Origin of the sequence: Microbacterium luteolum, from assembly GCF_039533965.1 — a bacterium.
In the GTDB taxonomy this organism is placed as follows: domain Bacteria; phylum Actinomycetota; class Actinomycetes; order Actinomycetales; family Microbacteriaceae; genus Microbacterium; species Microbacterium luteolum.
The window spans coordinates 66,079-89,743 of sequence record NZ_BAAAUN010000001.1; the positions used below are offsets into that span (position 1 = coordinate 66,079).

The 23,665-nt window shown below is 68.5% G+C and carries 25 protein-coding genes; 24 read left to right on the forward strand and 1 reads right to left on the reverse strand.

Going from position 1 to position 23,665, the window contains the following annotated elements; genetic code table 11:
* Nucleotides 1-1,101, reverse strand: coding sequence for a polyprenyl synthetase family protein (locus ABD648_RS00335; protein WP_282216767.1), 1,101 nt, complete (start codon nt 1,099-1,101; stop codon nt 1-3).
* 85 nt (nt 1,102-1,186) lie between these two features.
* Here ABD648_RS00335 and ABD648_RS00340 point away from each other — a divergent pair, with 85 nt between their 5' ends.
* The 24 genes from ABD648_RS00340 (at nt 1,187) to ABD648_RS00455 (ending at nt 23,628) form a co-directional block, all read left to right on the forward strand.
* Nucleotides 1,187-1,561: a DUF3040 domain-containing protein gene (locus tag ABD648_RS00340; RefSeq protein WP_282216768.1), complete on the forward strand. Its 375-nt coding sequence runs from the start codon at nt 1,187-1,189 to the stop codon at nt 1,559-1,561.
* 279 nt (nt 1,562-1,840) lie between these two features.
* Entirely contained in the window at nt 1,841-2,272 is a 432-nt protein-coding gene (mraZ, locus tag ABD648_RS00345) for a division/cell wall cluster transcriptional repressor MraZ (protein WP_028501511.1), read from the forward strand.
* Nucleotides 2,273-2,374: 102 nt separating this feature from the next.
* A complete protein-coding gene (gene rsmH, locus ABD648_RS00350) occupies nt 2,375-3,313 on the forward strand; it encodes a 16S rRNA (cytosine(1402)-N(4))-methyltransferase RsmH (RefSeq protein ID WP_282216769.1) in 939 nt (312 codons plus the stop codon).
* Nucleotides 3,310-3,870, forward strand: coding sequence for a cell division protein FtsL (gene ftsL, locus ABD648_RS00355; protein ID WP_282216770.1), 561 nt, complete (start codon nt 3,310-3,312; stop codon nt 3,868-3,870). Before rsmH ends, ftsL begins: the two co-directional genes overlap by 4 nt.
* A gap of 36 nt (nt 3,871-3,906) precedes the next feature.
* The gene (locus ABD648_RS00360) at nt 3,907-5,673 is read left to right on the forward strand and encodes a peptidoglycan D,D-transpeptidase FtsI family protein (RefSeq protein ID WP_282216771.1); all 1,767 of its coding nucleotides are present in this window, start codon (nt 3,907-3,909) and stop codon (nt 5,671-5,673) included.
* A 27-nt stretch (nt 5,674-5,700) separates the two neighbouring features.
* Nucleotides 5,701-7,113, forward strand: a complete 1,413-nt coding sequence (locus ABD648_RS00365; RefSeq protein WP_282216772.1) for a UDP-N-acetylmuramoyl-tripeptide--D-alanyl-D-alanine ligase — start codon at nt 5,701-5,703, stop codon at nt 7,111-7,113.
* Nucleotides 7,110-8,216: a phospho-N-acetylmuramoyl-pentapeptide-transferase gene (mraY, locus tag ABD648_RS00370; protein ID WP_282216773.1), complete on the forward strand. Its 1,107-nt coding sequence runs from the start codon at nt 7,110-7,112 to the stop codon at nt 8,214-8,216. The genes ABD648_RS00365 and mraY overlap by 4 nt, the downstream gene beginning before the upstream one ends.
* Nucleotides 8,206-9,741, forward strand: coding sequence for a UDP-N-acetylmuramoyl-L-alanine--D-glutamate ligase (murD, locus tag ABD648_RS00375; RefSeq protein WP_282216774.1), 1,536 nt, complete (start codon nt 8,206-8,208; stop codon nt 9,739-9,741). The genes mraY and murD overlap by 11 nt, the downstream gene beginning before the upstream one ends.
* Complete coding sequence (gene ftsW / locus ABD648_RS00380) at nt 9,710-10,915, forward strand: putative lipid II flippase FtsW (RefSeq protein ID WP_282216775.1); 1,206 nt, start codon at nt 9,710-9,712, stop codon at nt 10,913-10,915. The genes murD and ftsW overlap by 32 nt, the downstream gene beginning before the upstream one ends.
* Nucleotides 10,912-11,988 carry a UDP-N-acetylglucosamine--N-acetylmuramyl-(pentapeptide) pyrophosphoryl-undecaprenol N-acetylglucosamine transferase gene (locus ABD648_RS00385; protein WP_282216776.1) on the forward strand — a complete coding sequence of 359 codons (1,077 nt, stop codon included), beginning with the start codon at nt 10,912-10,914 and terminating at the stop codon, nt 11,986-11,988. The genes ftsW and ABD648_RS00385 overlap by 4 nt, the downstream gene beginning before the upstream one ends.
* 40 nt (nt 11,989-12,028) lie before the next feature.
* Nucleotides 12,029-13,429: a UDP-N-acetylmuramate--L-alanine ligase gene (gene murC / locus ABD648_RS00390; RefSeq protein ID WP_282216777.1), complete on the forward strand. Its 1,401-nt coding sequence runs from the start codon at nt 12,029-12,031 to the stop codon at nt 13,427-13,429.
* A 3-nt stretch (nt 13,430-13,432) separates the two neighbouring features.
* Nucleotides 13,433-14,359, forward strand: coding sequence for a cell division protein FtsQ/DivIB (locus ABD648_RS00395; RefSeq protein WP_282216778.1), 927 nt, complete (start codon nt 13,433-13,435; stop codon nt 14,357-14,359).
* Nucleotides 14,360-14,543: 184 nt separating this feature from the next.
* Nucleotides 14,544-15,689, forward strand: coding sequence for a cell division protein FtsZ (ftsZ, locus tag ABD648_RS00400; RefSeq protein WP_282216779.1), 1,146 nt, complete (start codon nt 14,544-14,546; stop codon nt 15,687-15,689).
* Entirely contained in the window at nt 15,686-16,396 is a 711-nt protein-coding gene (locus tag ABD648_RS00405) for a YggS family pyridoxal phosphate-dependent enzyme (RefSeq protein WP_282216780.1), read from the forward strand. The genes ftsZ and ABD648_RS00405 overlap by 4 nt, the downstream gene beginning before the upstream one ends.
* A 42-nt stretch (nt 16,397-16,438) precedes the next feature.
* Nucleotides 16,439-16,924, forward strand: coding sequence for a cell division protein SepF (locus ABD648_RS00410; RefSeq protein WP_282216781.1), 486 nt, complete (start codon nt 16,439-16,441; stop codon nt 16,922-16,924).
* Nucleotides 16,925-16,927: 3 nt separating this feature from the next.
* Nucleotides 16,928-17,224, forward strand: a complete 297-nt coding sequence (locus ABD648_RS00415; RefSeq protein WP_282216782.1) for a YggT family protein — start codon at nt 16,928-16,930, stop codon at nt 17,222-17,224.
* A gap of 156 nt (nt 17,225-17,380) precedes the next feature.
* The gene (locus ABD648_RS00420; protein WP_282216783.1) at nt 17,381-17,983 is read left to right on the forward strand and encodes a DivIVA domain-containing protein; all 603 of its coding nucleotides are present in this window, start codon (nt 17,381-17,383) and stop codon (nt 17,981-17,983) included.
* A gap of 72 nt (nt 17,984-18,055) precedes the next feature.
* Nucleotides 18,056-18,592 (forward strand): signal peptidase II, encoded by a 537-nt coding sequence (gene lspA / locus ABD648_RS00425; protein ID WP_282216784.1) that lies wholly within the window; start codon nt 18,056-18,058, stop codon nt 18,590-18,592.
* Nucleotides 18,593-18,594: 2 nt separating this feature from the next.
* Complete coding sequence (locus ABD648_RS00430; protein ID WP_282216785.1) at nt 18,595-19,515, forward strand: RluA family pseudouridine synthase; 921 nt, start codon at nt 18,595-18,597, stop codon at nt 19,513-19,515.
* Between the two features lie 48 nt (nt 19,516-19,563).
* Nucleotides 19,564-20,163 carry a GNAT family N-acetyltransferase gene (locus ABD648_RS00435; RefSeq protein ID WP_282216786.1) on the forward strand — a complete coding sequence of 200 codons (600 nt, stop codon included), beginning with the start codon at nt 19,564-19,566 and terminating at the stop codon, nt 20,161-20,163.
* Nucleotides 20,164-20,194: 31 nt separating this feature from the next.
* Complete coding sequence (locus ABD648_RS00440; protein WP_282216787.1) at nt 20,195-20,797, forward strand: RNA polymerase sigma factor; 603 nt, start codon at nt 20,195-20,197, stop codon at nt 20,795-20,797.
* Nucleotides 20,794-21,921: a hypothetical protein gene (locus ABD648_RS00445; RefSeq protein ID WP_282216788.1), complete on the forward strand. Its 1,128-nt coding sequence runs from the start codon at nt 20,794-20,796 to the stop codon at nt 21,919-21,921. The genes ABD648_RS00440 and ABD648_RS00445 overlap by 4 nt, the downstream gene beginning before the upstream one ends.
* A gap of 41 nt (nt 21,922-21,962) precedes the next feature.
* Nucleotides 21,963-22,568, forward strand: a complete 606-nt coding sequence (locus ABD648_RS00450) for an RNA polymerase sigma factor (protein WP_282216789.1) — start codon at nt 21,963-21,965, stop codon at nt 22,566-22,568.
* Between the two features lie 13 nt (nt 22,569-22,581).
* A complete protein-coding gene (locus ABD648_RS00455) occupies nt 22,582-23,628 on the forward strand; it encodes a hypothetical protein (protein WP_282216790.1) in 1,047 nt (348 codons plus the stop codon).
* The last annotated feature ends 37 nt before the right edge of the window (nt 23,629-23,665 follow it).

Below are 23,665 nucleotides of genomic sequence, written 5' to 3' on the forward strand. Positions count from 1 at the left end.
TCAGGCCGACCGCACGGTGGCCGCGCGAGCGAGATCGCGCAGTTCGCCGACCGCCGCGTTGTCCAGGCGTGCACCCGAGAGTGCGCGATCGGCTTCACGGGCGTAGTCGGAGATCATCGTCTCGACGCGCTCCAGCGCTCCGGAATCCGCGATCGTCGCCTGCAGGAACGACACCTGCTGCGCGGAGAGCTCCGGGTCGCCGAGCATCTCGTCGAGGAGGTTCCGCGCCGAGGAATCCAGGGCCTCCCTGGTGAGCGCGACGAGGACGGTCCGCTTCCCCTCCCGCAGGTCGTCGCCCGCGGGCTTGCCGGTGACGGAGGAATCGCCGTAGACGCCGAGGATGTCGTCGCGCAGCTGGAAGGCCATGCCGACGGGGTGTCCGAAGCTCCGCAGCGCCGCCATCTGATCCTGCTCGGCGCCGGCGAGTGCTCCGCCGAGCGCGAGGGGCTGCTCGATGCTGTAGCGGGCCGACTTGAGCGAGACCACGCGCAGCGCGCGCTCGGCGTGCAGTCCTCCGTCGTTCACGCTCCAGGCCGATTCCTCCGCGATGTCGAGGTACTGCCCCGTCGTGACATCGCGACGCATCCGGGCATACTCCCTCCGCACGGTCCGGGCGTGGGGGTGTCCCTCCAAGGCGGATTCGAGCAGGTCGTCGCTCCAGGCGACGAGGAGGTCCCCGAGCAGCACGGCGGAGGCGCGGCCGAAGGGCTCGGCGTCACCCGCCCACCCGGCTTCGCGGTGCGAAGCCTCCAGCGCCCTGTGGGCAGCGGGCCGACCGCGACGCGTGTCGGAGTTGTCGATCAGATCGTCGTGGACGAGCGCGGCTGACTGGAAGATCTCCAGGGCGGCGCACGTGTCCCAGAGGGCGTCGGCCTCCGCGGCGTCGCGGTCCCGGAATCGGGCGACGGCTCGCCAACCGGCGTGGCAGAAACGGGCACGAAGCCGCTTCCCGCCGACGAGGGTCCGGGCGGCGGCATCGAGGAACCCCGCCGCCTCCGGGCCGTACTCGAGGGCTTCGGTGCGCATCAGCGCGAGGAAGCGGTCCAGGCGAGCGGCGACGGCGTCGGGTACGGAGGAGGGGGACGGCACGACTCCCAGCATACGTAAAGCAAGGAGGGGGCGATCGGCTAGCCTCGGACGCCTCCTCGCGCGTAGAATGGAAGGCACAATACCCGAGGGGGACGAAATGCCACTCTCCGAACAGGAGCAGCGTCTGCTCGACGAGATGGAACGCCATCTCCTCCACAACGACGCCGATGTCGTGAGCGCGCCGTCAGGCGACCGCACATTGAGCTATCGCAACCTCGTCTACGGTGCTCTCCTGCTCCTCGCCGGTGTGGGCGGCCTCGTCGCCGGCGTCATCATCGGTGACGTCTGGGGAATCGTCGTCGGTGTCATCGGCTTCGCAGCGATGCTCGCCGGAGTCATGGTCGCCGTGACCCCGGTGCGCCGCACGACCCCGGCCGCACCCCGTGAGCGATCCGCCACGAAGCAGCCGAGTTCGGCCTCCTTCATGGATCGCATGAACGATCGCTGGGATCGCCGCCAAGACGGACGCTGATCCCGCCCCACCCACTCTGAAGCCCGGATGCTGAGCATCCGGGCTTTTCTGCGTCTGCGGACGTGTGCGCGATGCCGCGAGGCGTGATTCCGCTCCACCGGTCCTCCACCGTTCCTCCACGTGCCCTCCACCGCGCTCCACCGCGGAATTCCGGGGATCTCAGGCACGCGTGTCGATGGCCACGCGGAATACTGGGGGATCCATCGTAGGTTTGTGGAGGAAAGTGGAGTAAAGTGGGGCGCACCTCAAGTTGGCCGGACGCAGAGGGGGTGATGGCCGATGTTGCTGGGAACGCATTCTCCGAAACTGGACGACAAAGGACGGGTCATCCTTCCTGCGAAGTTCCGCGAGGACCTCGGCGGCGGCATCGTCGTCACGCGTGGCCAGGAACGCTGCCTCTACGTCTTCAGCACGGCCGAGTTCGAGGCGATGCACGAGCGGATCCGCCAGGCGCCGCTCGCCAACAAGCAGGCGCGTGACTTCATGCGTCTGTTCCTCTCCGGTGCGAGTGCGGAGATGCCCGACAGCCAGAACCGCATCACCATCCCCGTCCACCTGCGCCAGTACGCAGGACTGCAGAAGGAACTCATCGTCACCGGAGTCGGCGCCCACGCCGAGATCTGGGATGCCGAGAGCTGGAACGCCTACCTCGCCGCCGGTGAGGAGACCTACTCCGATCTCGAGCAGGAGGTGATTCCGGGACTCTTCTGACCACGGCTGTGATGCCCCGCCGCTCCCGCCCCGACACACTTCCCCGGTGCCGGGTCGCGAAGCGGAGGGGGATCAGAGCCGAAGGTCACCCCGAGAAAGATCATGAACCTCCGCGACATACACACCCCCGTCCTGCTCGACCGCTGCGTCGAGCTGCTCGCCCCCGCCCTCCAGGCGGACGGAGCGGTGCTCGTCGACGCCACGCTCGGCATGGGCGGCCACTCCGAAGCACTGCTCGAGCGCTTCCCCCGCATCCGCCTCATCGGCCTCGACCGCGACACGGATGCGCTGCGCATCGCGGGGGAGCGGCTCGCCCGCTTCCGCGATCGCGTCACCCTCGTGCACACCGTGTACGACGAGATCGGGCTCCACGCTCAGGGCGCGGCCGGCATCCTCTTCGATCTCGGCGTCTCCTCGCTCCAGCTCGACGAGGCGGAGCGAGGCTTCGCCTACTCCAAGGACGCCCCGCTCGACATGCGGATGGATCAGACCAACGGGATCACCGCCGCCGACGTCATCGCGACGTACAGCGAGGGCAACCTCCGCCGCATCTTCGAGCGCTACGGCGAGGAGAAGCTCGCCGGCCGCTACGCGCGCTTCATCATCGAGGCCCGCCAGAAGCAGCCGATCACCCGTTCGGGTGAGCTGGTCGAGATCCTCCAGGCCGCGACCCCGGCGGCCGCTCAGCGCGCCGGACACCCGGCGAAGCGCGTCTTCCAGGCGCTGCGCATCGAGGTCAACACCGAGCTGAACGTGCTCGCCGACGCGATTCCCTCGGCCATGGACGCCCTGAGCGTCGGAGGGCGCATCGTCGTGATGTCGTATCAGTCGCTGGAGGACCGCCTCGTGAAGCAGGCGTTCGCGGCCGCCTCCGCCTCGACCGCACCCGCCGGACTTCCGGTGGAGCTCCCCGAACACGCCCCGCGGTTCCGCATCCTCACCAAGGGTGCCGAACTCGCGGACGACGACGAGCGCGCGCGCAATCCGCGCGCGATCCCGGTGCGACTCCGCGCCGCCGAGAAGCTGCGGGAGAGCGCATGAGCCTGAACGCCACGGTCCGCCAGTCGGCGCTGCCGATCGAACCGGCACGCGCACCGCAGCGGCGCCTGCAGCCCGTCACCCGTCCGGCCGTGCGGCGCAAGCCCAAGCTGGCCTACGCACTGATCGCCCTCGGCGGCGCGCTGGCCATCGGTGCCGCGCAGATCGCGCTGTCGCTGGCGATCACGCAGGACTCGTTCGCCCTGGCCGCGCTGTCCTCCCAGCAGAACGAGCTGAACCTGCGGACCCATGCCCTGCAGGAGGAGCTGACCGGTCTGAGCTCCCCGCAGGTGCTCGCGTCCGGTGCAGCCGGCCTCGGGATGGTGGTCGCCGGATCGCCGTCCTATCTCCGCCTGAGCGACGGGGCCGTCTTCGGCACCGGCACGGGCGCGGATTGGAATTCGACCGTCGATCCGCAGGGTTCCGGCGCCGTCGGCAACGTCCTGGTCACGTCACCACCCGTGGACGCGCCAGTCACGGAGGACTCGACCACCGATCAGACGACGCAGGAGCTCCCTCCTTCGATCACCGACGGGCTCCCGAGCCCCACCACGCACTGATTCCCCCGACCGCCCCTGATCCGACGGAGAGATCGCATGACGACCAGAGCCACGCGCGGACCGCGGCGACGCACGGTCGTCGCCCTCGCCGTCATCCTGACGGTGCTCGCGACCTTCGTCGTGCGCCTCGTCGACATCCAGGTCGTGAGCGCCGACGAGCACGTCGCCGACTCGCTCACGCACCTCGGTGCAGGCTCGACCATCCCCGGTCAGAGGGGCTCGATCGTCGACGCGGGCGGCACCGTGCTGGCCTCCAGCGTGATGGTCTACGACGCGCAGCTCAGCCCCCAGGTGATCATGCTCCTCGAAGACAAGGATCCGGACCTGCCGTGGGCCGAGGCATCCGAGAAGATCGCCGCGGTGACCGGGCAGACCGGGGACGAGGTCCGCACGATCGTCGCCGACGCCCTCGCCCTCGACTCCGAGAGCCAGTACGCACCGCTCAAGAAGTCGCTGACCACCGAGCAGTACATCCAACTCCGCGACCTGAAGCTCAAGTACCTGCACTTCGAGGCCAGGGAGACCCGGGTCTACCCGAACGGAGCCGTGGCGGGGAACATCCTCGGCTTCCTCGACAACACCGGCACAGCACAGGCCGGCATCGAGGAGATGGAGGAGAGCTGCCTCGCCCCTGTCGACGGCGAGGAGTCCTACCGCACCGGCAAGGACGGCATCGTCATCCCCGGCAGCGAGCGCCTGGTGGAAGCGGTGAACGGCGGGACCGTGCAGCTGACCATCAACAGTGACCTCAACTGGTACCTGCAGCAGATGATCGCCGAAGAGGCGCAGGACCAGGGCGCGAAGGGCGGCACGGTGACGGTCGTCGAGGTCAAGACGGGCAAGATCCGCGCCGCGGCCGAATGGCCCGCGATGGACCCCAACGACCTGGACTCCTCGACGCCGGAGACGCGATACAGCCAGATCTTCCACAAAGACTTCGAGCCCGGCTCCACCTTCAAGGCCATCACGGCCGCCGCGGCGATCGAGGGCGCCGGCCTCTCGCCGTGGAGCACCGCGTCGGCGTCCTCCCGTGAGACGTTCCCGAACGGTGCGGTGATCAACGACTCCTTCACACACCCGGAGTTCAACTACACGCTGGCGGGCGCCCTCATCGACTCCTCGAACGTGGCGCTGTCGAAGTTCGGCACCACGGTCAGCCCCGAGGTCCGCTACGACTACCTGCAGCGCTTCGGCGTCGGCGAGAAGACGCTCGGCTTCCCCTCCGAGGTCGCCGGCCTGCTGCACCCCGTCAGCGAGTGGGACAACCAGTCGCTGTACACGACCACCTTCGGCCAGTACTTCTCCGTGACCTCGCCGCAGCTCGCCGGGGCCTACCAGGCGATCGCGAACGGCGGCGAGAAGATCGACCTCTCGCTGATCGAGTCCTGCACCGGGGCGGACGGCACCGTCGTGACACCCGATGCGCCGGCGCACGAGCAGGTCGTGACCGAGCAGACGGCGGCGCAGCTGACGCGGATGCTCGAGAACGTCGCCGTGCAGGGCGGCAACGCCGACCGGATCCAGGTCCCCGGGTACCGGGTGACCAGCAAGACCGGTACGGCGCAGGTGTCCGACGGCAACGGCGGCTACAAGGAGGGTGTGTACTACACCAGCATGGTGGGGTTCGCGCCGGTCGATGACCCGCAGTACGTGGTCGTGGTGACCCTCGACGAGCCGACTAAGGTTGTATCGTCCGCGGCCACCGCATCCGCCTTCCAGAAGGCGATGACCCAGGTGATGAAGACCTATCGCGTGATGCCGTCCACTGTTCCGATGGACGAGCTGCTTCCCAAATTCGGATAGCCGGCGAGAGCCGCGCCTGGAGATGACATGATCGCCCTGACGCTCGCTGAGATCGCCGCCGTTGTCGGTGGTGAACTGCGCGTCGCTCGAGAGGACACGGCCGAGACGGTCGTCGACGGCATCGTCGACACCGACTCGCGCATGATGGAACCCGGTTCGATCTTCGTGGCGAAGCCCGGCGCCGAGACCGACGGGCACCGATTCGTCGGCGCTGCGGTGGAGGCCGGAGCCGTCCTCGCGATCGTCGAGCACGTCGTGGACGTTCCCGTTTCGCAGATCGTGGTCCCCGACTCGGTCGCCTCACTCGGCGACCTCGCCAGGGAGGTGGTGGCCCGTGTCCGCGCAGGCGGCGGCCTCCGCATCGTCGGCATCACCGGCTCGAACGGCAAGACGACCACGAAGAACTTCCTGGCGCGCATCCTGGAGGACGAGGGCGAGACCGTCGCGCCCGTCCGATCGTTCAACAACGAGGTCGGCGCTCCGGTCACGATGCTGCGCGTGACGCACGGCACGCGGTTCCTGGTGAGCGAGTTCGGGGCGGCGGCGCCGGGGAGCATCGCGCACCTCGCGGGTCTCGTCACGCCCGACGTGGCCGTCGTCCTGATGGTGGGCATGGCCCACGCCGGCGGCTTCGGCGGCATCGAGGCGACCGCGACCGCGAAGGCCGAGCTGGTGGCTGCGGCGAAGAGCTCCGGAACCGCCGTGCTGAACGTCGACGATTCCCGCGTCTCCGCCATGCAGGAGCTCGCGCGCTCGCGCGGCATGCGCGTGGTCGGATTCGGACAGGGCACGGCGGCGGACGTGCGTGCGCACGACGTCCAGGTGACGGCATCCGGTACCACCTGCGAGATCGAATCGGCCGGCGAGCGGATGCCGCTGCGCCTGCAGGTCCTCGGAGCGCATCACATCACGAACGCGCTGGCCGCGATCGCCGCGGCCGGTGTGCTCGGAGTCCCGCTCGCCGACGCCGTCGCGCGCCTCGAGACCGTGGAGATCGCCGAGCGCTGGCGGATGCAGCCCCTGGGCGGCGATCGTGTGCGCATCATCAACGACGCCTACAACGCCAGCCCCGACTCGATGGCTGCCGCATTGCGCACGCTCGCGCAGATCACCGGTCCCGACGAGCGCACCGTCGCGGTGCTCGGGGCGATGAGCGAACTCGGCGAGAGCGCGGGGGAGGAGCACGATCGGATCGGGCTCCTCGCGGTGCGCCTGAACATCCAGCGGATCGTCGTCGTGGGGCCCGAGGCCAGACGGCTCTACCTCGCCGCGGTCGGTGAGGGGTCCTGGGACAGCGAGGCCGTGCATCTGCCCGACCAGGACGCGGCGTTCGAGTATCTGCGCACCGAGCTCCGTGACGGAGACCGCGTGCTCGTGAAGTCATCCAATTCCGTGGGCCTCCGGCATCTCGGCGATCGTCTGGGAGAATTGTTCTCGTGAGGTCTCTCATCATGGCGGCGGCGATCTCGCTCGCCTTCACCCTGTTCCTGACTCCCGTGTTCCTCCGGCTCTTCCGGAAGTGGGGGTGGGGGCAGGTCATCCGCACCCCGGAAGAGGTCGAGAACCCGAGCCACGAGGCGAAGCGCGGCACTCCGACGATGGGCGGGGTCATCTTCATCGCCGGTTCGATCGTCGGCTACTTCACCGGTGTCTTCGTCAGCGGCGAGGTGCCGGCGCTCTCCGCGCTCCTGGTGATCTGGCTGATGGTCGGCTTCGGCGTCGTCGGCTTCATCGACGACTACATGAAGGTGCGCAGTCAGCGCAGCCTCGGCCTGTCCGGATGGCGCAAGATCATCGGCCAGCTGCTGGTCATCATCCCCTTCGGCATCGTGGCGCTGAACTTCCCGAACAAGTTCGGGCAGACCCCTGCCAGCGGGGCGATCTCGCTGTTCCGCGACTTCACCTGGCTCGATCTGTTCGCGTTCGGGGTCATCCTCGGCTGGATCCTATACCTCGCCTGGATCTCGATCATCGGCGTCGCGACCTCGAACAGTGTGAACCTGACGGACGGCCTCGACGGTCTGGCAGCAGGAGCAGGCGTGATCGTGGTCGGCGCCTACAGCCTGATCGCGTTCTGGCAGTTCAAGCAGCCCTGCATCGGCGGGGATCCCGACGCCCTCGGCGGGTGCTACGAGGTGCGCGATCCGTTCAACCTCGCGATCATCTCCGCGTCGTTCGCGGCGGGCCTCATCGGCTTCCTGTGGTGGAACGCCCCCAAGGCCAAGGTCTTCATGGGCGACGTCGGATCGATGGCGATCGGTGGCGTGATCACCGCGATGGCGATCCTGACCCGCACGGAACTGCTGCTCCTCGTGATCGCCGGCGTGTTCGTCCTCGCCTCCGGTTCGGTGATCCTGCAGCGCACCTACTTCAAGATCACTCGCGGCAAGCGGCTGTTCCTGATGAGTCCGTTCCATCACCACCTCGAGATGCGCGGTTGGTCGGAGATCACGATCGTCGTGCGCATGTGGATCATCGCGGGTCTGCTCGCGGTGTCGGCCGTCGGCCTGTTCTACGTGGAATGGCTCACGCGTGTCGGCTGACCGGCTGAGCGCCCTCACGAGCTGGAACGCCGAATGGACCGGGCTCCGCGCGGCGGTGCTCGGCCTGTCCATGACGGGATTCTCGGTGGCGGACACGCTCGCCGAGCTCGGCGCCGAAGTCCTCGTCCTCAGCGAATCCGCCGAGGAGGAGTACGAGCGGCTGCTCCCCGTGATCGGCGCGGGACTCGAACTGGGTTCCCTCGCCGAGGTCCCCGCCGCCCTCGTGGAGTTCCTTCCCGATGTCGTGATCGCCTCGCCGGGGTTCGCGCCGTCGCACCCGGTGATCCGGTGGGCGCAGGATGCCGGCATCGCGATCTGGGGTGACATCGAACTCGCCTGGCGCGTGCGCGACAAGGTCCTCCGTGGCGACGGCACTCCGGCCGACTGGGTGCTCATCACCGGGACGAACGGCAAGACGACGACGACGCAGCTCACCGCGTCTCTGCTCGTGGAGGGCGGCCTCCGAGCCGCGCCCTGCGGCAACATCGGAGTTCCCGTCCTCGATGCCGTGCGGGATCCGGCGGGATTCGACGTGCTCGTCGTCGAACTGTCCAGTCACCAGCTCTGGTACCTGGGGCAGTCGCGTCCCGAGGGCGAGCTGTACCCCTACGCCGCGGTCTGCCTCAACCTCGCCGATGATCATCTGGTCTGGCACGGGAGCGCCGCGGCCTACCGCGACGCCAAGGCGGTCGTCTACCGCAACACCCGCGTCGCCTGCGTCTACAACAAGGCGGATGCCGCCACCCGCCGCATGGTCGAGGAGGCGGAGGTGGTCGAGGGGGCGCGCGCCATCGGCTTCGACCTCGGCATCCCCGGCCCGAGCGACCTGGGAATCGTGGAGGGACTGGTCGTCGATCGCGCCTTCCTCGACGACCGCTCCCGCAGCGCGCTCGAACTGACGACGATCGCCGATCTCGATCGTGCCGGCCTCGCCGCCCCGCACATCGTGCAGAACATCCTCGCCGCGAGCGCTCTCGCGCGATCGCTGGGCACGGAACCGGAGTCGATCCACGCGGCGCTGCAGCGCTTCGAGCTCGACGCGCATCGCATCCAGGTCATCGCCAGGCATTCGGGCGTGATCTGGGTCGACGACTCGAAGGCCACGAACCCGCATGCGGCGGCATCCTCGCTGCGCGCCTACCCCGGTGCGGTCTGGATCGTCGGCGGAGATCTCAAGGGCGTCGACATCGCAGAACTGGTCGCCGACGTCGGATCCACGGCCCGCGCAGCCGTGGTGATCGGGGTCGAACGAGGTGACGTCGTCGCGGCATTCCGACGACACGCGCCCGTGGTCCCGGTGTTCGAGGTCGATGCTGGCGAGACTGGTCAGGTCATGAACCGTGTCGTGGAGATCGCGGCGGGGATCGTCGGCGACGAGGGCACGGTTCTGCTGGCCCCGGCGGCGGCATCCTTCGACCAGTTCTCCAGTTACGCGGATCGCGGCCATCGCTTCGCCGAGGCGGTGCGGGACTGGATCGACCGGGGGAGCGCGGATGACGCAGGTATCCCGCCCTCCGCGGTCTGAGTCCGGCGGACTCGCAGCCCGGGTCTCCCTCGGGCGCCGGTTCACGCCGGTGTCGACCGAGTTCCTGCTCATCGCGTCGACGGCGCTGCTGCTGACCCTCTTCGGTCTCGTGATGGTGCTGTCCGCCACCAGCGCGACCGCGGTCGCCGATGGTGCGAACCCGATGGACGGCGCACTGCGCCAGGGCGTGTTCGCCCTGCTCGGCATCCCGCTGATGTTCCTGATCAGCCGCCTGCCGATCGCGTTCCTGAAGAAGATGGCCTGGCCCGCGCTCTTCGGCGCCGTCGCACTCCAGATGCTCGTGTTCACGCCTCTCGGCATCGCCGACGGCGGAAACCGGAACTGGATCATGATCGCCGGCTACACGCTCCAGCCGTCCGAGTTCCTCAAGCTCGCTCTCGCGCTGTGGATCGCGGCCGTCCTGCTGCGCAAGCGCACGATGCTCGGCACCTGGCACCACGTGTTCATCCCGGTCATCCCGGTCGGTGCGCTGGCGATCGGAACCGTGCTGGCGGGCAAGGACCTCGGTACCGCGATGGTGCTCGTGCTCATCCTGCTGGGATGCCTGTTCTTCTCCGGCGTGAAGCTGCGGCTCTTCATCATCCCGGTCGTCATCGGCGTGGTCGCCGTGCTGGCGTACGCGTTCTCGAGCGAGGACCGGATGCGGCGCATGACGGCCGCCTGCGACGACATGTCGCTCTACTACACCGACTGCTACCAGTCCATCCACGGCATCTGGGGCATGGCTTCCGGCGGGATCTTCGGACTCGGGCTCGGCAATTCCCAGGAGAAGTACGGGTGGCTTCCGGCGGCCGGCAACGACTTCATCTTCGCGATCGTCGGAGAGGAGCTGGGTCTCATCGGATGCATCGTGGTGCTGGCCCTGTTCACGTTCTTCACGGTCGGCGCCTTCCACATCATCCGCAAGACCGACGACCCGTTCATCCGCGTCGCCGCGGGCGGCATCACGGTGTGGATCGTCGGTCAGGCCGTCCTGAACATCGGCGTCGTGATCGGCGTCTTCCCGGTCATGGGAGTCCCGCTCCCGTTCATGTCCCAGGGCGGCACTGCCCTGCTCGCGGTGCTGATCGCGTGCGGCGTGCTGCTCGCGTTCGCGCGCACCCTCCCCGCGGAGGAGAAGCCCTCAGCCGCAGCGGGTAGGGTCACGAGGTGACTTCGTACCTCCTCGCCGGCGGTGGCACCGCCGGCCATGTGAACCCCCTGCTCGCCGTCGCCGATGCGCTGCGAGAGCGTGACGACGAGGCATCCGTCCTCGTCCTCGGAACCGCCGAAGGGCTGGAGTCACGACTCGTCCCGGAGCGCGGCTACGAGCTGCTCATCGTCGACAAGGTCCCCTTCCCGCGGCGGCCGAACCGCCAGGCGGCCGCGTTCCCCTCCCGCTTCCGTCGTGCCATCGCCCAGGTGCGAGCCCACATCCGCACGCATGGCGTCGACGTCGTCGTCGGCTTCGGCGGCTACGCATCGGCACCCGCCTACGTCGCCGCACGGCGCGAAGGCGTGCCGTTCGTCGTGCACGAGGCCAACGCCAAGCCCGGGCTCGCGAACGTCCTCGGAGCCCGTCGGGCCGCCGGTGTCGGAGTGGCCTTCGCCGGCACTCCGCTCCGCGGCAGCGAAGTCGTCGGGATGCCGCTGCGCCGCGAGGTGATCGCGCTCGATCGTGCGGCGGCGCGCGATGAGGCGGCCACGCATTTCGGACTCGACGCCGATCGTCCGGTCCTTCTCGTCTTCGGGGGCTCTCTGGGCGCTCAGCGGCTCAACGAGGCGATGGCCGACTCCTGGGGCGACGTCCTCGCCGCAGGATGGCAGCTCCTCCACGTCACCGGTGAGCGCAGCGAAACGGTCGACCCGGAGGTGCCCGGCTACGCCATGCGGCGGTATGTCGACCGCATGGATCTCGCGTTCGCCCTCGCGGATCTGATCGTGTCGCGGTCGGGCTCGGCGACCGTGAGCGAGGTGAGTGCGCTCGGTATCCCGGCGCTGTACGTTCCCTACTCGGTCGGCAACGGAGAGCAGCGACTCAACGCGGCGTCGGCCGTGGCGGCGGGAGCCGCGCAGCTGCTCGACGACGCGACCTTCGACGGCGACGCGGTGCGACGCATCGTCGTCCCCCTGCTCGGCGACCGCGAGCGCATCGATCGGATGGCCGCTGCTGCGGAGAACGTCGGCACCCGCAGCGGGACCGAGAACGTGATCGCCCTGGTCGATCGTGCTCTCGGCGCCGCCTGAGACGGTCGAGACGCCCGAGGAAAAGTAGACTGAACCCGACATGATCAGACCCGACCTCTCCCTCCCGATCCCCGAGACGATCACCTCCGCGCACTTCATCGGCATCGGCGGCTCCGGCATGAGCGGCCTCGCGAGGATGTTCCTCGACGCCGGCATCCGCGTCTCCGGCACCGACCGCGCCGACAGCGACAATCTGCGGGCCCTCGCGGCCGCCGGCGCCACGGTGCACGTCGGCCACGACGCCGCTCACCTCGGCGACGCCGACACCGTCGTGCACACCGGTGCGATCTGGCCCGAGAACCCCGAGTTCGTCACAGCGAAGGAGCGCGGACTGCACGTCATCCACCGCTCGCAGGCGCTGCACTGGCTGATCGGATCCCGCCGCCTCGTCTCGGTCGCGGGCGCTCACGGCAAGACCACATCCACCGGGATGATCGTCACGGCTCTCCGCGAGCTCGGTGCCGACCCGCATTTCGTGAACGGCGGCGTGATCGAGCAGCTCGGCGCGTCGAGCGCGACCGGCACCGGCGACCTCTTCGTGATCGAGGCCGACGAGTCCGACGGCACGTTCCTGCTCTATGACACCGCCGTGGCGCTGATCACCAACGTCGACCCGGACCACCTGGATCACTACGGCTCGGATGAGGCGTTCCACGATGCCTTCGTGCGATTCGCGGATGCCGCCTCCGAGGCGGTCGTGATCTCGAGCGACGACCCGGGGGCGCTGCGGGTGAGCGCGGGTCTCTCGCACGCCAACGTCATCACCTTCGGGCAGGCCGAGAGCGCCGATCTCCGGGTCACCGACATCGTCGCAGCCGGACCCGTCGCCGCGACCCTGACGCACGAGGGCGAGAGCGCACGCATGCAGCTCGCGGTCCCCGGCGTGCACAACGCGATCAATGCGGCAGGAGCCGTCGCGGTTCTGCGCGCTCTCGGCCACCCGCTGGCCGAGGCGGTGCGGGCCGTCGAGGGGTTCGCCGGCACCGTGCGCCGACTCGAGCAGCACGGCGTCGAGCGCGGGGTCACCGTGTACGACGACTACTCGCATCACCCGACCGAGGTCCGTGCTGCGCTCGAGGCCATGCGCAGCATCTCCGGCTCCGGGCGGATCATCGCGATCCAGCAGCCGCACACCTACTCGCGCACGCAGCACATGTACCAGGAGTTCGCCGACGTCCTCGAGCAGTTCGCGGATCACACGGTCATGCTCGATGTGTACGGCGCCCGGGAGGACCCGGTTCCCGGGGTCACCGGGGAGCTCGTGAGCGACGCGTTCCGCGACCAGGGGCACGTGCACTACGTCGCCGACTGGCAGCAGGCCGCCGACTACACAGCCACCGTCGCACGCGACGGCGATTTCGTCATCACGCTCGGCTGCGGGAACGTCTACCAGATCATCCCGCAGGTGCTGGAGTCGCTCCGCCGGACCGACGAGGCGTAGCCCATGCGCCGGCCCGCACCGCTTCCGACCGCCCCGGAGGGCAAGGGGCAGAAGGACGCCGCGCCGGAAGGGGAGACCCGCCCGCGCCGCCGTGAGCGTGTGGAGGCGGAATCCGCCGTCCTCGAGATTGAGCCCGGAACGACGTCGGTTGAGCCCGGCGTCGAGGTGCCGCAGCCGACCTCGACCGGGGACGTGTGGCGCGCCGCCCGTGCCCGGCGCAAGGCGCTCCGCGCCGAGATCCGGCGGTTCACCCAGCGCTCGCGTCGGCGGAGGATCATCTGGCTCGGCAGCATCGGTGCCGTCCTCCTGCTCATCGGCGGGAGCGTCGCCGCCGCATACAGCCCGCTCTTCGCCGTCGAGAAGATCACCGTGGCCGGTACCACGACGCTCGACCCCGCGGTGATCGAGACCGCCCTCGCCGACCAGATCGGCACCCCACTGGCACTGGTCGACACGAGTGAGGTGAAGGCGGCGCTGCTCGCCTTCCCGCTCATCGAGACCTACGCGCTCGAGGCGAAGCCGCCGCACGATCTCACCGTGCGCATCGTCGAGCGCACACCGGTGGGCGTCATCCGATCCGATGCCGGATACACCCTGGTGGATGCGGCCGGTGTCGCACTCGCCACGACATCGGATCAGCCGGCGGGGCAGCCGATCATCGAGGTCGAGGGCGGCGTCGATTCGAAGGCGTTCGAGAGCGCGGGGCTCGTCGTGCGCGCGCTTCCCGCAGGCATCCGGAGCGCGCTCACCGGCGTGAGCGCCTCGACGGTCGATGACGTGACGCTGACGCTCAGCACCGGTCTCACGGTCGTGTGGGGGAGCGCGGAGGACTCCGGTCTCAAAGCGATCACACTCGCGAGCGCGATGAACGCGAACCTCTGGGCGACGTCGATCGACGTCACCTCGCCCAAGGTCGCCGTCGTCGGCTGACGGCTTTCGGCGGGAATGGCGCGACACGCCCGTGTCGCTGCGCTCCCGCGGGCATGCGGCGCTTACCTTCGATCTCAGGGAACGCAATACCGGGAAATACTTTACACCTCTAGTTGAGGTTTAAGGTTCAACCCCCGCACTCTCTCGACAACGAACGCAAGGCTCGACTAATCGGAGGCCGGCCATGAGCCAGAACCAGAACTACCTCGCCGTGATCAAGGTCGTCGGCGTCGGCGGTGGCGGCGTCAACGCCGTGAACCGCATGATCGACCTCGGCCTTCGCGGAGTCGAGTTCATCGCTGTGAACACCGACGCGCAGGCGCTGCTGATGAGCGACGCCGACGTCAAGCTCGACGTGGGCCGTGAGCTCACCCGCGGTCTCGGCGCCGGCGCCGACCCCGAGGTGGGACGACGCGCCGCCGAGGACCACGCCGAGGAGATCGAGCAGGCGCTGACCGGGGCCGACATGGTCTTCGTGACGGCCGGCGAGGGCGGTGGCACCGGAACCGGTGGCGCTCCGGTCGTCGCGCGCATCGCGAAGTCGATCGGCGCCCTCACGATCGGTGTCGTGACCAAGCCGTTCTCCTTCGAGGGTCGCCGCCGGCAGAGCCAGGCCGAGGCAGGCGTCGCGAAGCTCAAGGAAGAGGTCGACACCCTCATCGTGGTGCCGAACGACCGGCTTCTCGAGATCAGCGACCGCGGCATCTCGATGATCGAGGCGTTCGCGACCGCCGACCAGGTGCTCCTCGCCGGTGTGCAGGGCATCACGGACCTGATCACGACCCCCGGACTCATCAACCTCGACTTCGCCGACGTCAAGTCGGTCATGCAGGGTGCGGGCTCCGCGCTGATGGGCATCGGCTCTGCGCGCGGAGCCGACCGGGCGATCAAGGCCGCCGAGCTGGCGGTCGAGTCGCCGCTGCTCGAGGCGAGCATCGAGGGTGCGCACGGAGTGCTCCTCTCGATCCAGGGCGGGTCCAACCTCGGCATCTTCGAGATCCATGACGCTGCGGACCTCGTCAAGGAGGCCGCGCACCCGGAGGCGAACATCATCTTCGGTACGGTCATCGACGACACGCTCGGCGACGAGGTGCGCGTGACCGTGATCGCGGCCGGCTTCGACGGCGGAGAGCCGTCGCTGCGGCTCGACCCGATGGTCGTCTCCCGTCCCGCCGCCACGACGCTTCCCGAGGTCGCCCTGACGGAGGCCGAGGAGCCGGCGAAGACCGAGACCGTGGAGCCCGCGCCCGTGCAGCAGCGCGTGCCGGCCACGAGCATCGAGCCGGCGTTCGCGGATGACGACATCGACATCCCCGAATTCCTGAAGTGACGGACGAGGCGGCCGAGGCCCGGCAGCAGTCGGGCCTGGCCGCGCGGCTGTCGGCGATCGATGAGCGCATCGCCGACGCCGCGCGACGGGCTGACCGCGACCCCGCCGAGATCACCCGGATCGTCGTCACGAAGTTCCACCCCGCCTCCCTGGTGACGGAGCTGCAGGCCCTGGGCGTGCGCGAGGTCGGCGAGAACCGCCAGCAAGAGCTCTCGGCCAAACAGGCGGAGCTCGCCGCGTTGGATCTGCGCTGGCACTTCATCGGGCAGGGGCAGACGAACAAGGCCGCCGCGATACGGCGGAGCGCCGACGTCGTGCACTCCGTAGACCGCAGCCGACTCGCCGATGCATTGCACCGCGCCGCGGTGGACGACGGCCTGCTCGACGTTCTCGTGCAGGTCAATCTCACGGATGACGCGGGGCGGGGCGGTGTCGCACCGGCCGAGGCCCGCGCTCTCGCCGAGCACGTCCTGACTCTGCCGTCCCTTCGTCTGCGCGGCGTGATGGCGGTGGCCCCCCTCGACGAGGAGCCGGCGTCGGCGTTCGCCCGCCTTCGTGACATCGCCGAGGAGATCCGCACGGTCGAGCCCTCGGCCACCTGGATCTCCGCGGGCATGACGGGCGACTTCGTCGAGGCCGTCGCCGCAGGCGCGACACACCTGCGGATCGGCTCCGCAATCACCGGACCCCGCCCCGACCGGGGTTAACCTGTGAACAGACCACCCCAAACGTTCGAACCGGAGGACACGATGGGTAACCCGCTGAAGAAGACCATGGTGTATCTCGGCCTCGCCGACGAGGAAGAGGTCTACGAGGAGGAGACGCAGGCTCCCGCCCGCGCCCACCGCGAACGTGACCGCGATCGTGATCGTGACCGCGAGGAGTCGGCTCCGGCTCCCGTGACGCCGCTGCGTCGCCCGGTCGCCGTCCGCCAGCCCGCTGCCGGCACGGTGAACGAGATCCTCACGGTGCACCCGAAGCAGTACCGCGACGCTCAGCTGATCGCGGAGAGCTTCCGCGAGGGCGTTCCGGTCATCATCAACCTCTCCCAGATGAGCGACGCCGACGCGCGTCGTCTGATCGATTTCGCCAGCGGCCTCTCGCTCGGGCTCTACGGCCGCATCGAGCGTGTGACCTCGAAGGTCTTCCTGCTCTCGCCGGAGAACATCGCGGTGTCGGGCCAAGGGGGAATCGCGCACGCGGACGCTGAGTCCGCGGGCTTCGACCAGTCGTAACCCGTGGAGCTGGTCTCCGTCGTCGCCAGCATCATCCATCTGGTGCTGCTGCTGTACGTCTTCGTGCTCTTCGCGCGTCTGATCCTGGACTACATCCCGATGTTCAATCGGGAATGGCGTCCGAAGGGATTCGGTCTCGTCGTCGCAGAGGCCGTCTACACGGTCACCGATCCGCCGATCCGGTTCTTCCGGCGGATCATCCCTCCGTTGCGGATCGGCTCGCTGTCGTTGGACTTCGGGTTCGCGTTGACGATGCTGATCGTCCTGGTGCTCATGAACATCGTGGGATTGTTCATCTGACCGACCGGCGTGTTCTCGCGCCCTGGGTGTCGTGACATCGCGACGCCAAGGCATCGGGACTATGCTGGCACCCAGGTGCGCGCCCCGGGTTCGCGCCACATAAAGACCGCGCCATATTCGATACTGGCAACCGAACTCATCGAAAGAGGAGCCATCATGGCACTTACCCCGGATGACGTCGTCACCAAGCAGTTCCAGCACGTCCGCTTCAAGGACGGCTTCGACCCGGACGAGGTGGACGACTTCCTCGACGAGATCGTCATCGAGTGGCGCAAGGCTCTCGAGGAGAACGTCGAGCTGAAGGCCAAGCTGGCCGCCTACGAGTCCGGTGCGGCTCCCGAGGCCGCTGCCGCTCCTGCGGCGCCCGTCGTCGCCGAGGCGCCTGCGGCTCCCGTCGCCGAGGTTCCGGCCGAGCCTGCTCCGTCGGGTTCCGCCACCGCGACCGCCGGCATCATCGAGCTGGCTCAGCGCCTGCACGACGAGCACGTCGCCGAAGGCGAGGCGAAGCGCAACCAGCTGATCGCCGACGCCGAGGCCGAGGTCGGCCGCATCCGCAGCGAGGCCGAGGCCAAGCAGCGCGAAGAGGCCGCACGTCTGGAGCGCGAGCGCAACACGCTCGAGGCCCGGATCACCGAGCTCCGCAACTTCGAGCGCGACTACCGGTCGCAGCTGCGCGGCTACATCGAGGGTCAGCTTCGCGACCTCGACGAGAAGTCGGCTTCCACGGACTCCACGCCGGTCTCCGCGATCGGCCTGTAAGGCGCCCTCTTGTCAGGACGTCGTCCCCTTCGTCGGTCGGCGGCCGGTGCGATCGTTGCGATTCTCGCAGCGGTGGTGCTGGCCGCCGATCAGTTTGTGAAGCACCTCACGATCGAGAACCTTCCTCTGCATGAGGTCGTGCCCGTACTCGGAGAGTTCCTTCAGCTGTATTACATCCGCAACTCGGGCGCGGCCTTCTCGCTCGGCAGCGGCGTGACCTGGATCTTCACCATCGCCCTGAGCGTCGTCGCCGCCGTGATCATCTGGAAGGCCTTCAACGTCCGGTCGCGGTGGTGGGCGGTCGTCCTCGGCGCGCTTCTCGGCGGCGTGCTCGGCAACCTCACCGACCGTCTGTTCCGCGAGCCGGGTTTCGGCAACGGTCACGTCGTCGACATGATCTCGATGCCCTGGATGATGCCGGCGATCTTCAACGTGGCTGACATCTTCATCGTGACCGGGATGATCTCGGTCGCACTGCTCGTCGTGCTCGGCCTTCGCTTCGACGGGACCCGGGAGCGGGATCATGCGCCGGTCGAGACCGACGAGGAGGCTGAAGCCGCCGCCGCCGTCGCCGCCGAGGATCCCTCGTCACCGTCGGACGGTCGCTGACAGTGGAATCGCGGTCCCTTCCCGTCCCCGACGGCATGGATGGCGAGCGCGTCGACGCCGCGCTCGCGCGCATGCTCGGCTTCTCGCGCACCTTCGCCGCCGATGTCGCCTCTGCAGGCGGAGTGCAGCTCGACGGCGTCGTGCTGGACAAGTCGGACCGCCTGCGCAGCGGTGCATGGCTCGAGGTGGAGTGGCAGCCCAAGGAGGCGCCGCGGATCATCCCGATCGCCGTGCCCGAGCTCGGTATCGTCTACGACGATGACGACATCGTCGTGGTCGACAAGCCCTCCGGTGTCGCCGCTCATCCGTCCGTCGGATGGGAGGGGCCGACCGTCATCGGCGCCCTCGCCGCCGCGGGATTCCGGATCGCGACCAGCGGTGCGGCCGAGCGTCAGGGTGTCGTCCACCGTCTCGACGTCGGCACGAGCGGACTGATGGTCGTCGCGAAGACCGAGGCCGCGTACACGGCGCTCAAGCACGCCTTCAAGGAACGCACGGTCGAGAAGATCTACCACGCTGTCGTGCAGGGGCATCCGGATCCGCTCGCGGGAACGATCGAAGCTCCGATCGGCCGCCACCCGAACCACTCCTGGAAGTTCGCGGTCGTGCCGGACGGCAAGCCCTCCGTGACGCACTACGAGACCCTCGAGGCGTTTCCCGCTGCTTCGCTGCTCGAGATCCATCTCGAGACCGGACGCACCCACCAGATCCGCGTGCACATGGCCGCGCATCGGCATCCGTGCGTCGGCGACCCGCTCTACGGCGCCGATCCGACGCTGTCCGCCCGGCTCGGCCTGACGCGGCAGTGGCTGCACGCGCACCAGCTGGCCTTCACACACCCGGCGACGGGGGAGTGGGTGCAGTTCTCGTCGCCGTATCCTGCGGACTTCCAGCACGCTCTCGACGTCCTGCGCGGAGAGTAGTCCGCGCTTCTCCGCGGTGATGTCGTCGGCGTGCGACACACTGGGCGCATGAGCATCGAGGTGCGTCCAGCGACCGTGTTCGACGACGTCGCGACACTGCTCGGTCCGAAGAAGCCGACGTCGAATGTCTGCTTCTGCCTGAGCTATCGCATCGGCAGCAAAGAGAACGTCGCGCTGAAAGGCACGGCGCGCGCCGATCGGGTGAGGGAGCTGTGCCATCAGGATCCGCCGCCGGGTGTGATCGCCTACCTGGACGACGAGCCGGTCGGCTGGGCGGCGGTGCATCCGCGGAGGGATACGAGCTTCGCGCGCAATCGGCTCATCCCGCACATCGACGACCTCGACGTCTGGTCGCTGTGGTGTCTCAGGGTGCGGCCAGGGCACCGCAAGCAGGGCATCTCGCACGCCCTGATCGAGGGCTCCGTCGCCTACGCGAAGAAACGCGGTGCGCCGGCGATCGAGGGGTATCCCGTCGACAACCGCGGCGAGAAGGTGAACCTCACGATGGCGTACGTCGGCACGAGGAGGCTGTTCGAAGACGCGGGCTTCACGAAAGCGGCCGACACGGACTCGGTTCTCGACGGCTTTCCCCGGGTGCTGATGAGACTCGATCTGGGGAAGTCGAAGAAGTCGTCGAAGAAAACGTGAACCCATCGAGGGCGCACGGACAATACCCAGCGTGAGCACAGACAGCGAGATCATCCGACGGTCTCTGGACCAACCATCAGCCTTCGCTGAGCTGTTCGATCGACATGCGCGCGTGGTCAACGCCTTCGCGACGTACCGGATCGGGCGGCACGCGGCGGAGGACGTCTTGAGCGAGACGTTCCTCGTGGCGTTCCGACGTCGCGCGGACTACGACGCCGGCGTCGAGTCGGCGGTGCCGTGGCTTCTCGGCATAGCATCGCGTCTGATCCGCCGTCACCGGGCAGTGGAGGCGAAGCACTGGCGTTCGTTCGCGGCCGCGGTGTCGGGTGAGGAGCACTCGTCCGAGGGCGGTCTCGACGGTGCGTTGACGCGGATCGACGCGGAGCGCGAGGTCTCGGGGCTCAGAGCACGCATCGCCGCCCTCGCGCCGAGAGATCGCGAAACCCTCCTCTTGTACGCCTGGCAGGGGTTGTCGTACGACGAGGTGGCTACCGCGCTCGGGGTCCCGGTCGGGACGGTCCGTTCGCGGTTGAACCGCGTGCGGAAACGGTTGGATCCCGTTCGCAGGGCGCAGGCGCAGGCAAAGGCACAGACACAGGCACAGACAGACCGAGCAGCAGGGAGCATCCGATGAACGTTTTCGAGAAGGTGCAGGAGGCCCGACCGGAGATCGACGGGGCCGAGGAGAACATCTCGGCGGCGCGTGGGCGACTCCTGACCGAGATCCACGCTGAGAAGCGGCCTGCGCGATCGCGCGCAGCACGACGCCCGTGGATCATCACGGCGGGCCTCGTCGGCGCTGCGGCCGCCGTGACCGTCGGCGTGCTCGTGGTCGGCAACCTCACGACACCGACGACCGGTGGCGTCGAGGCCATTCCGACCGTCGTGCCCAAGCCGTCGGTGGAGCCGACCCCGGAGCCGACGGTGGAGCCGTTGACGGCCTCCGGAGCGTTCAGCGCGGCAGGAGCAGCCGCGAGCACGTTCGCCGGATTGACGGTCGCACCGGGGCAGTATCTCCGAATCCAGGTGGACATGCACGACGTGGTGTTCTCCGAGCCGGTCTTCGGATGGGGGGAGAACGTCGCGGACAGGTCGAATGCCACGAACGCCTGGGAGATGCTGGGGACGTCCGAGATCTACGTGCCGGCGGATCAGCACGGAGAATGGCGATACCTGGGCACATCGAGTCAGACCGGCAACCTCTACGGGCCGGAAGCGCAGCAGCGGATGGAACAGTATCTGCAGGAACTCGGACTGGGCTCCGGGCCGTCGCCCGCGACAGGACAGCTCGGTGGTCCGTCTGCACCGTGGCCGACTCCGGACGGGAGCATTCTGCTCGTGGACTTCCTGGAATCGATGCCGACAGATCCGGCAGAGCTCATCACGTGGATCGACGACCAGCAGGACACACCGCCGGAGTCGCAGAATGCGAAGGTCGGCTGGCTGCTCCTCGAGCTTCTTGCCGAGAACGTCGGGTCGGCCGGAGCGCGTTCCACGATGTACGCCGCGTTGAGCATGCTCGACGGTTTCGAGCTCGTCAGCGTCGCAGGCAACGAGTTCACGGTCGCGCTGGTGACACCCATCGACGATCTGTCAGGCAACCCGAGCACGGTGCGCCGGACGGCCAGGATCGACATGAGCACCGGTATCGTCAACGAGACAACCATCACGAGCGGATCCGGCTCTGCGCTCGTCCCCGATGCCGTGCCCGACTCGCGACGGTCGTACTCGGTGTCGATCGTCCCCACCGCTCCGTGACGAATTTCGAACCGTCTGCGCTCTCCGGGGCAATACATAGTGTGAGCACAGACAGCGAGATCATTCAGCGGTCGCTCGGGCAGCCCCGAGCGTTCGCCGAACTGTTCGATCGGCACTCCAGGACGGTGGGCGGCTACGCCGCCCGCCGTCTCGGCCCCGATGCGGGCGAGGACATCCTCAGTGAGACGTTCCTGGTCGCGTTCGCACGACGGAAGTCGTTCGACACTTCCTGGGACTCGGCGCTTCCGTGGTTGTACGGGATAGCGTCCCGACTGATCCGGAAGCATCGGGCCCGGGAGGCCAAGCACTTCCGGTCGAGCGTGGAGTCGGCGCAGCGGGAGGAGCACATCTCCCACGGAGACCTCGAGACGACGATCGCGCGTCTCGATGCGGAGATCTCCACCCGCGAGCTGGCGCCGCGGATCGCGGCCCTCTCGGCCAAGGATCGGGAGACCCTCCTGCTCTACGCCTGGGGAGACCTGACCTACGAAGAGGTCGCCGTCGCCCTGGGCGTCCCCGTCGGGACCGTCCGGTCCCGGATGAACCGCATACGAACGCGGTTGGACCCGGCAAGGGCGATCACCAGAGAACGAGTCGTGAACGAGAAGGAAGGAGCGGTCGATGGACGTTTTCGAGCGAGCGCGTGAAGTGAATGCAGGAGTGAGCCTCACGGAGGACCGGATCATCGCGGCCCGTCTCCGGCTTCTCCACGGGATCGACGACAGCCGGAGCGCGGAGCGCAAGCGCCTCCTGAAGCGGCCGATGTTCCTGATCGCCGGCGCGGTGGCCGGAGCAGCCGCGGTGACGGCAGGCGTCGTCGTGGTCAGCCAGCTCACGGCACCCTCTCCGCAGGTGGAGGCGATTCCCGCACCCACCGCGGGACCTCGTGAGCCCGGCCAGACCGTTCCGAAACCGGAGCCGACCTCCGGCACGACGATCACGGAGCCCTTCCCCGGCACGACGCCCCAGGCGGGGCAGTATCTCCACGTGGCGAGCACGACGGAGCGTCTGCTGTACCGGGACGGACGCATCTTCGTCTGGCCGGCACACGGTGACTTCCCGCCGATCTCGGGACTTCTGGTCCGCGAGTACGCTCAGACCTACGTCCCCGCAGATCGATCGGGCGACTGGTACATCGAGTATGGTCCGAACGCCGAACGGGTGCAGTTCTTCCCGGAGGATCAAGGGCCGGCCGGCGAGCTCGCGTGGGACAACCAGTACCCGGTGAACACTGAGGTCAGGGGGAACTGGTACCCGGGCGGCCAGTCGGGCGACGGTGAGCCGCTGCCCGATCCGAACGCCTACCCTCGCGATCCGCAAGCGCTGCTCGACTATCTGCGCGCCCAGGTCGCGGCGTATGCGCAGTCACCCGAAGAGATCGACGAAGTGGTCGCCGGGGATCTCATCTACAAGCTTCAGTCCAACACCGCCCCCGCCGATGAGCGAGCGGCCTACCTCGGAGCGCTCGACCTGAGCGGGCTCGCGCAGGTAGCTGTGACGAATGACGGAAAGACGAGATATCGGGTGCACCGGTCGCTCTACGTCGCTCTTACCGAGACGATCGTGGTCGACCCGGCGACGGGATGGGTGACCGAATACACCTTGCGATACGACCGTACCGACGGAGCCGAGGGGGACATGGTCCCGGGGAACGTCCCGGACGTCCGGACCACCTACGCGGTCGCCATCGTCAACTCCGGCCCGTAGCCCGGAGGGGGCGAAGAGCCCCGACACCGATCCTCGG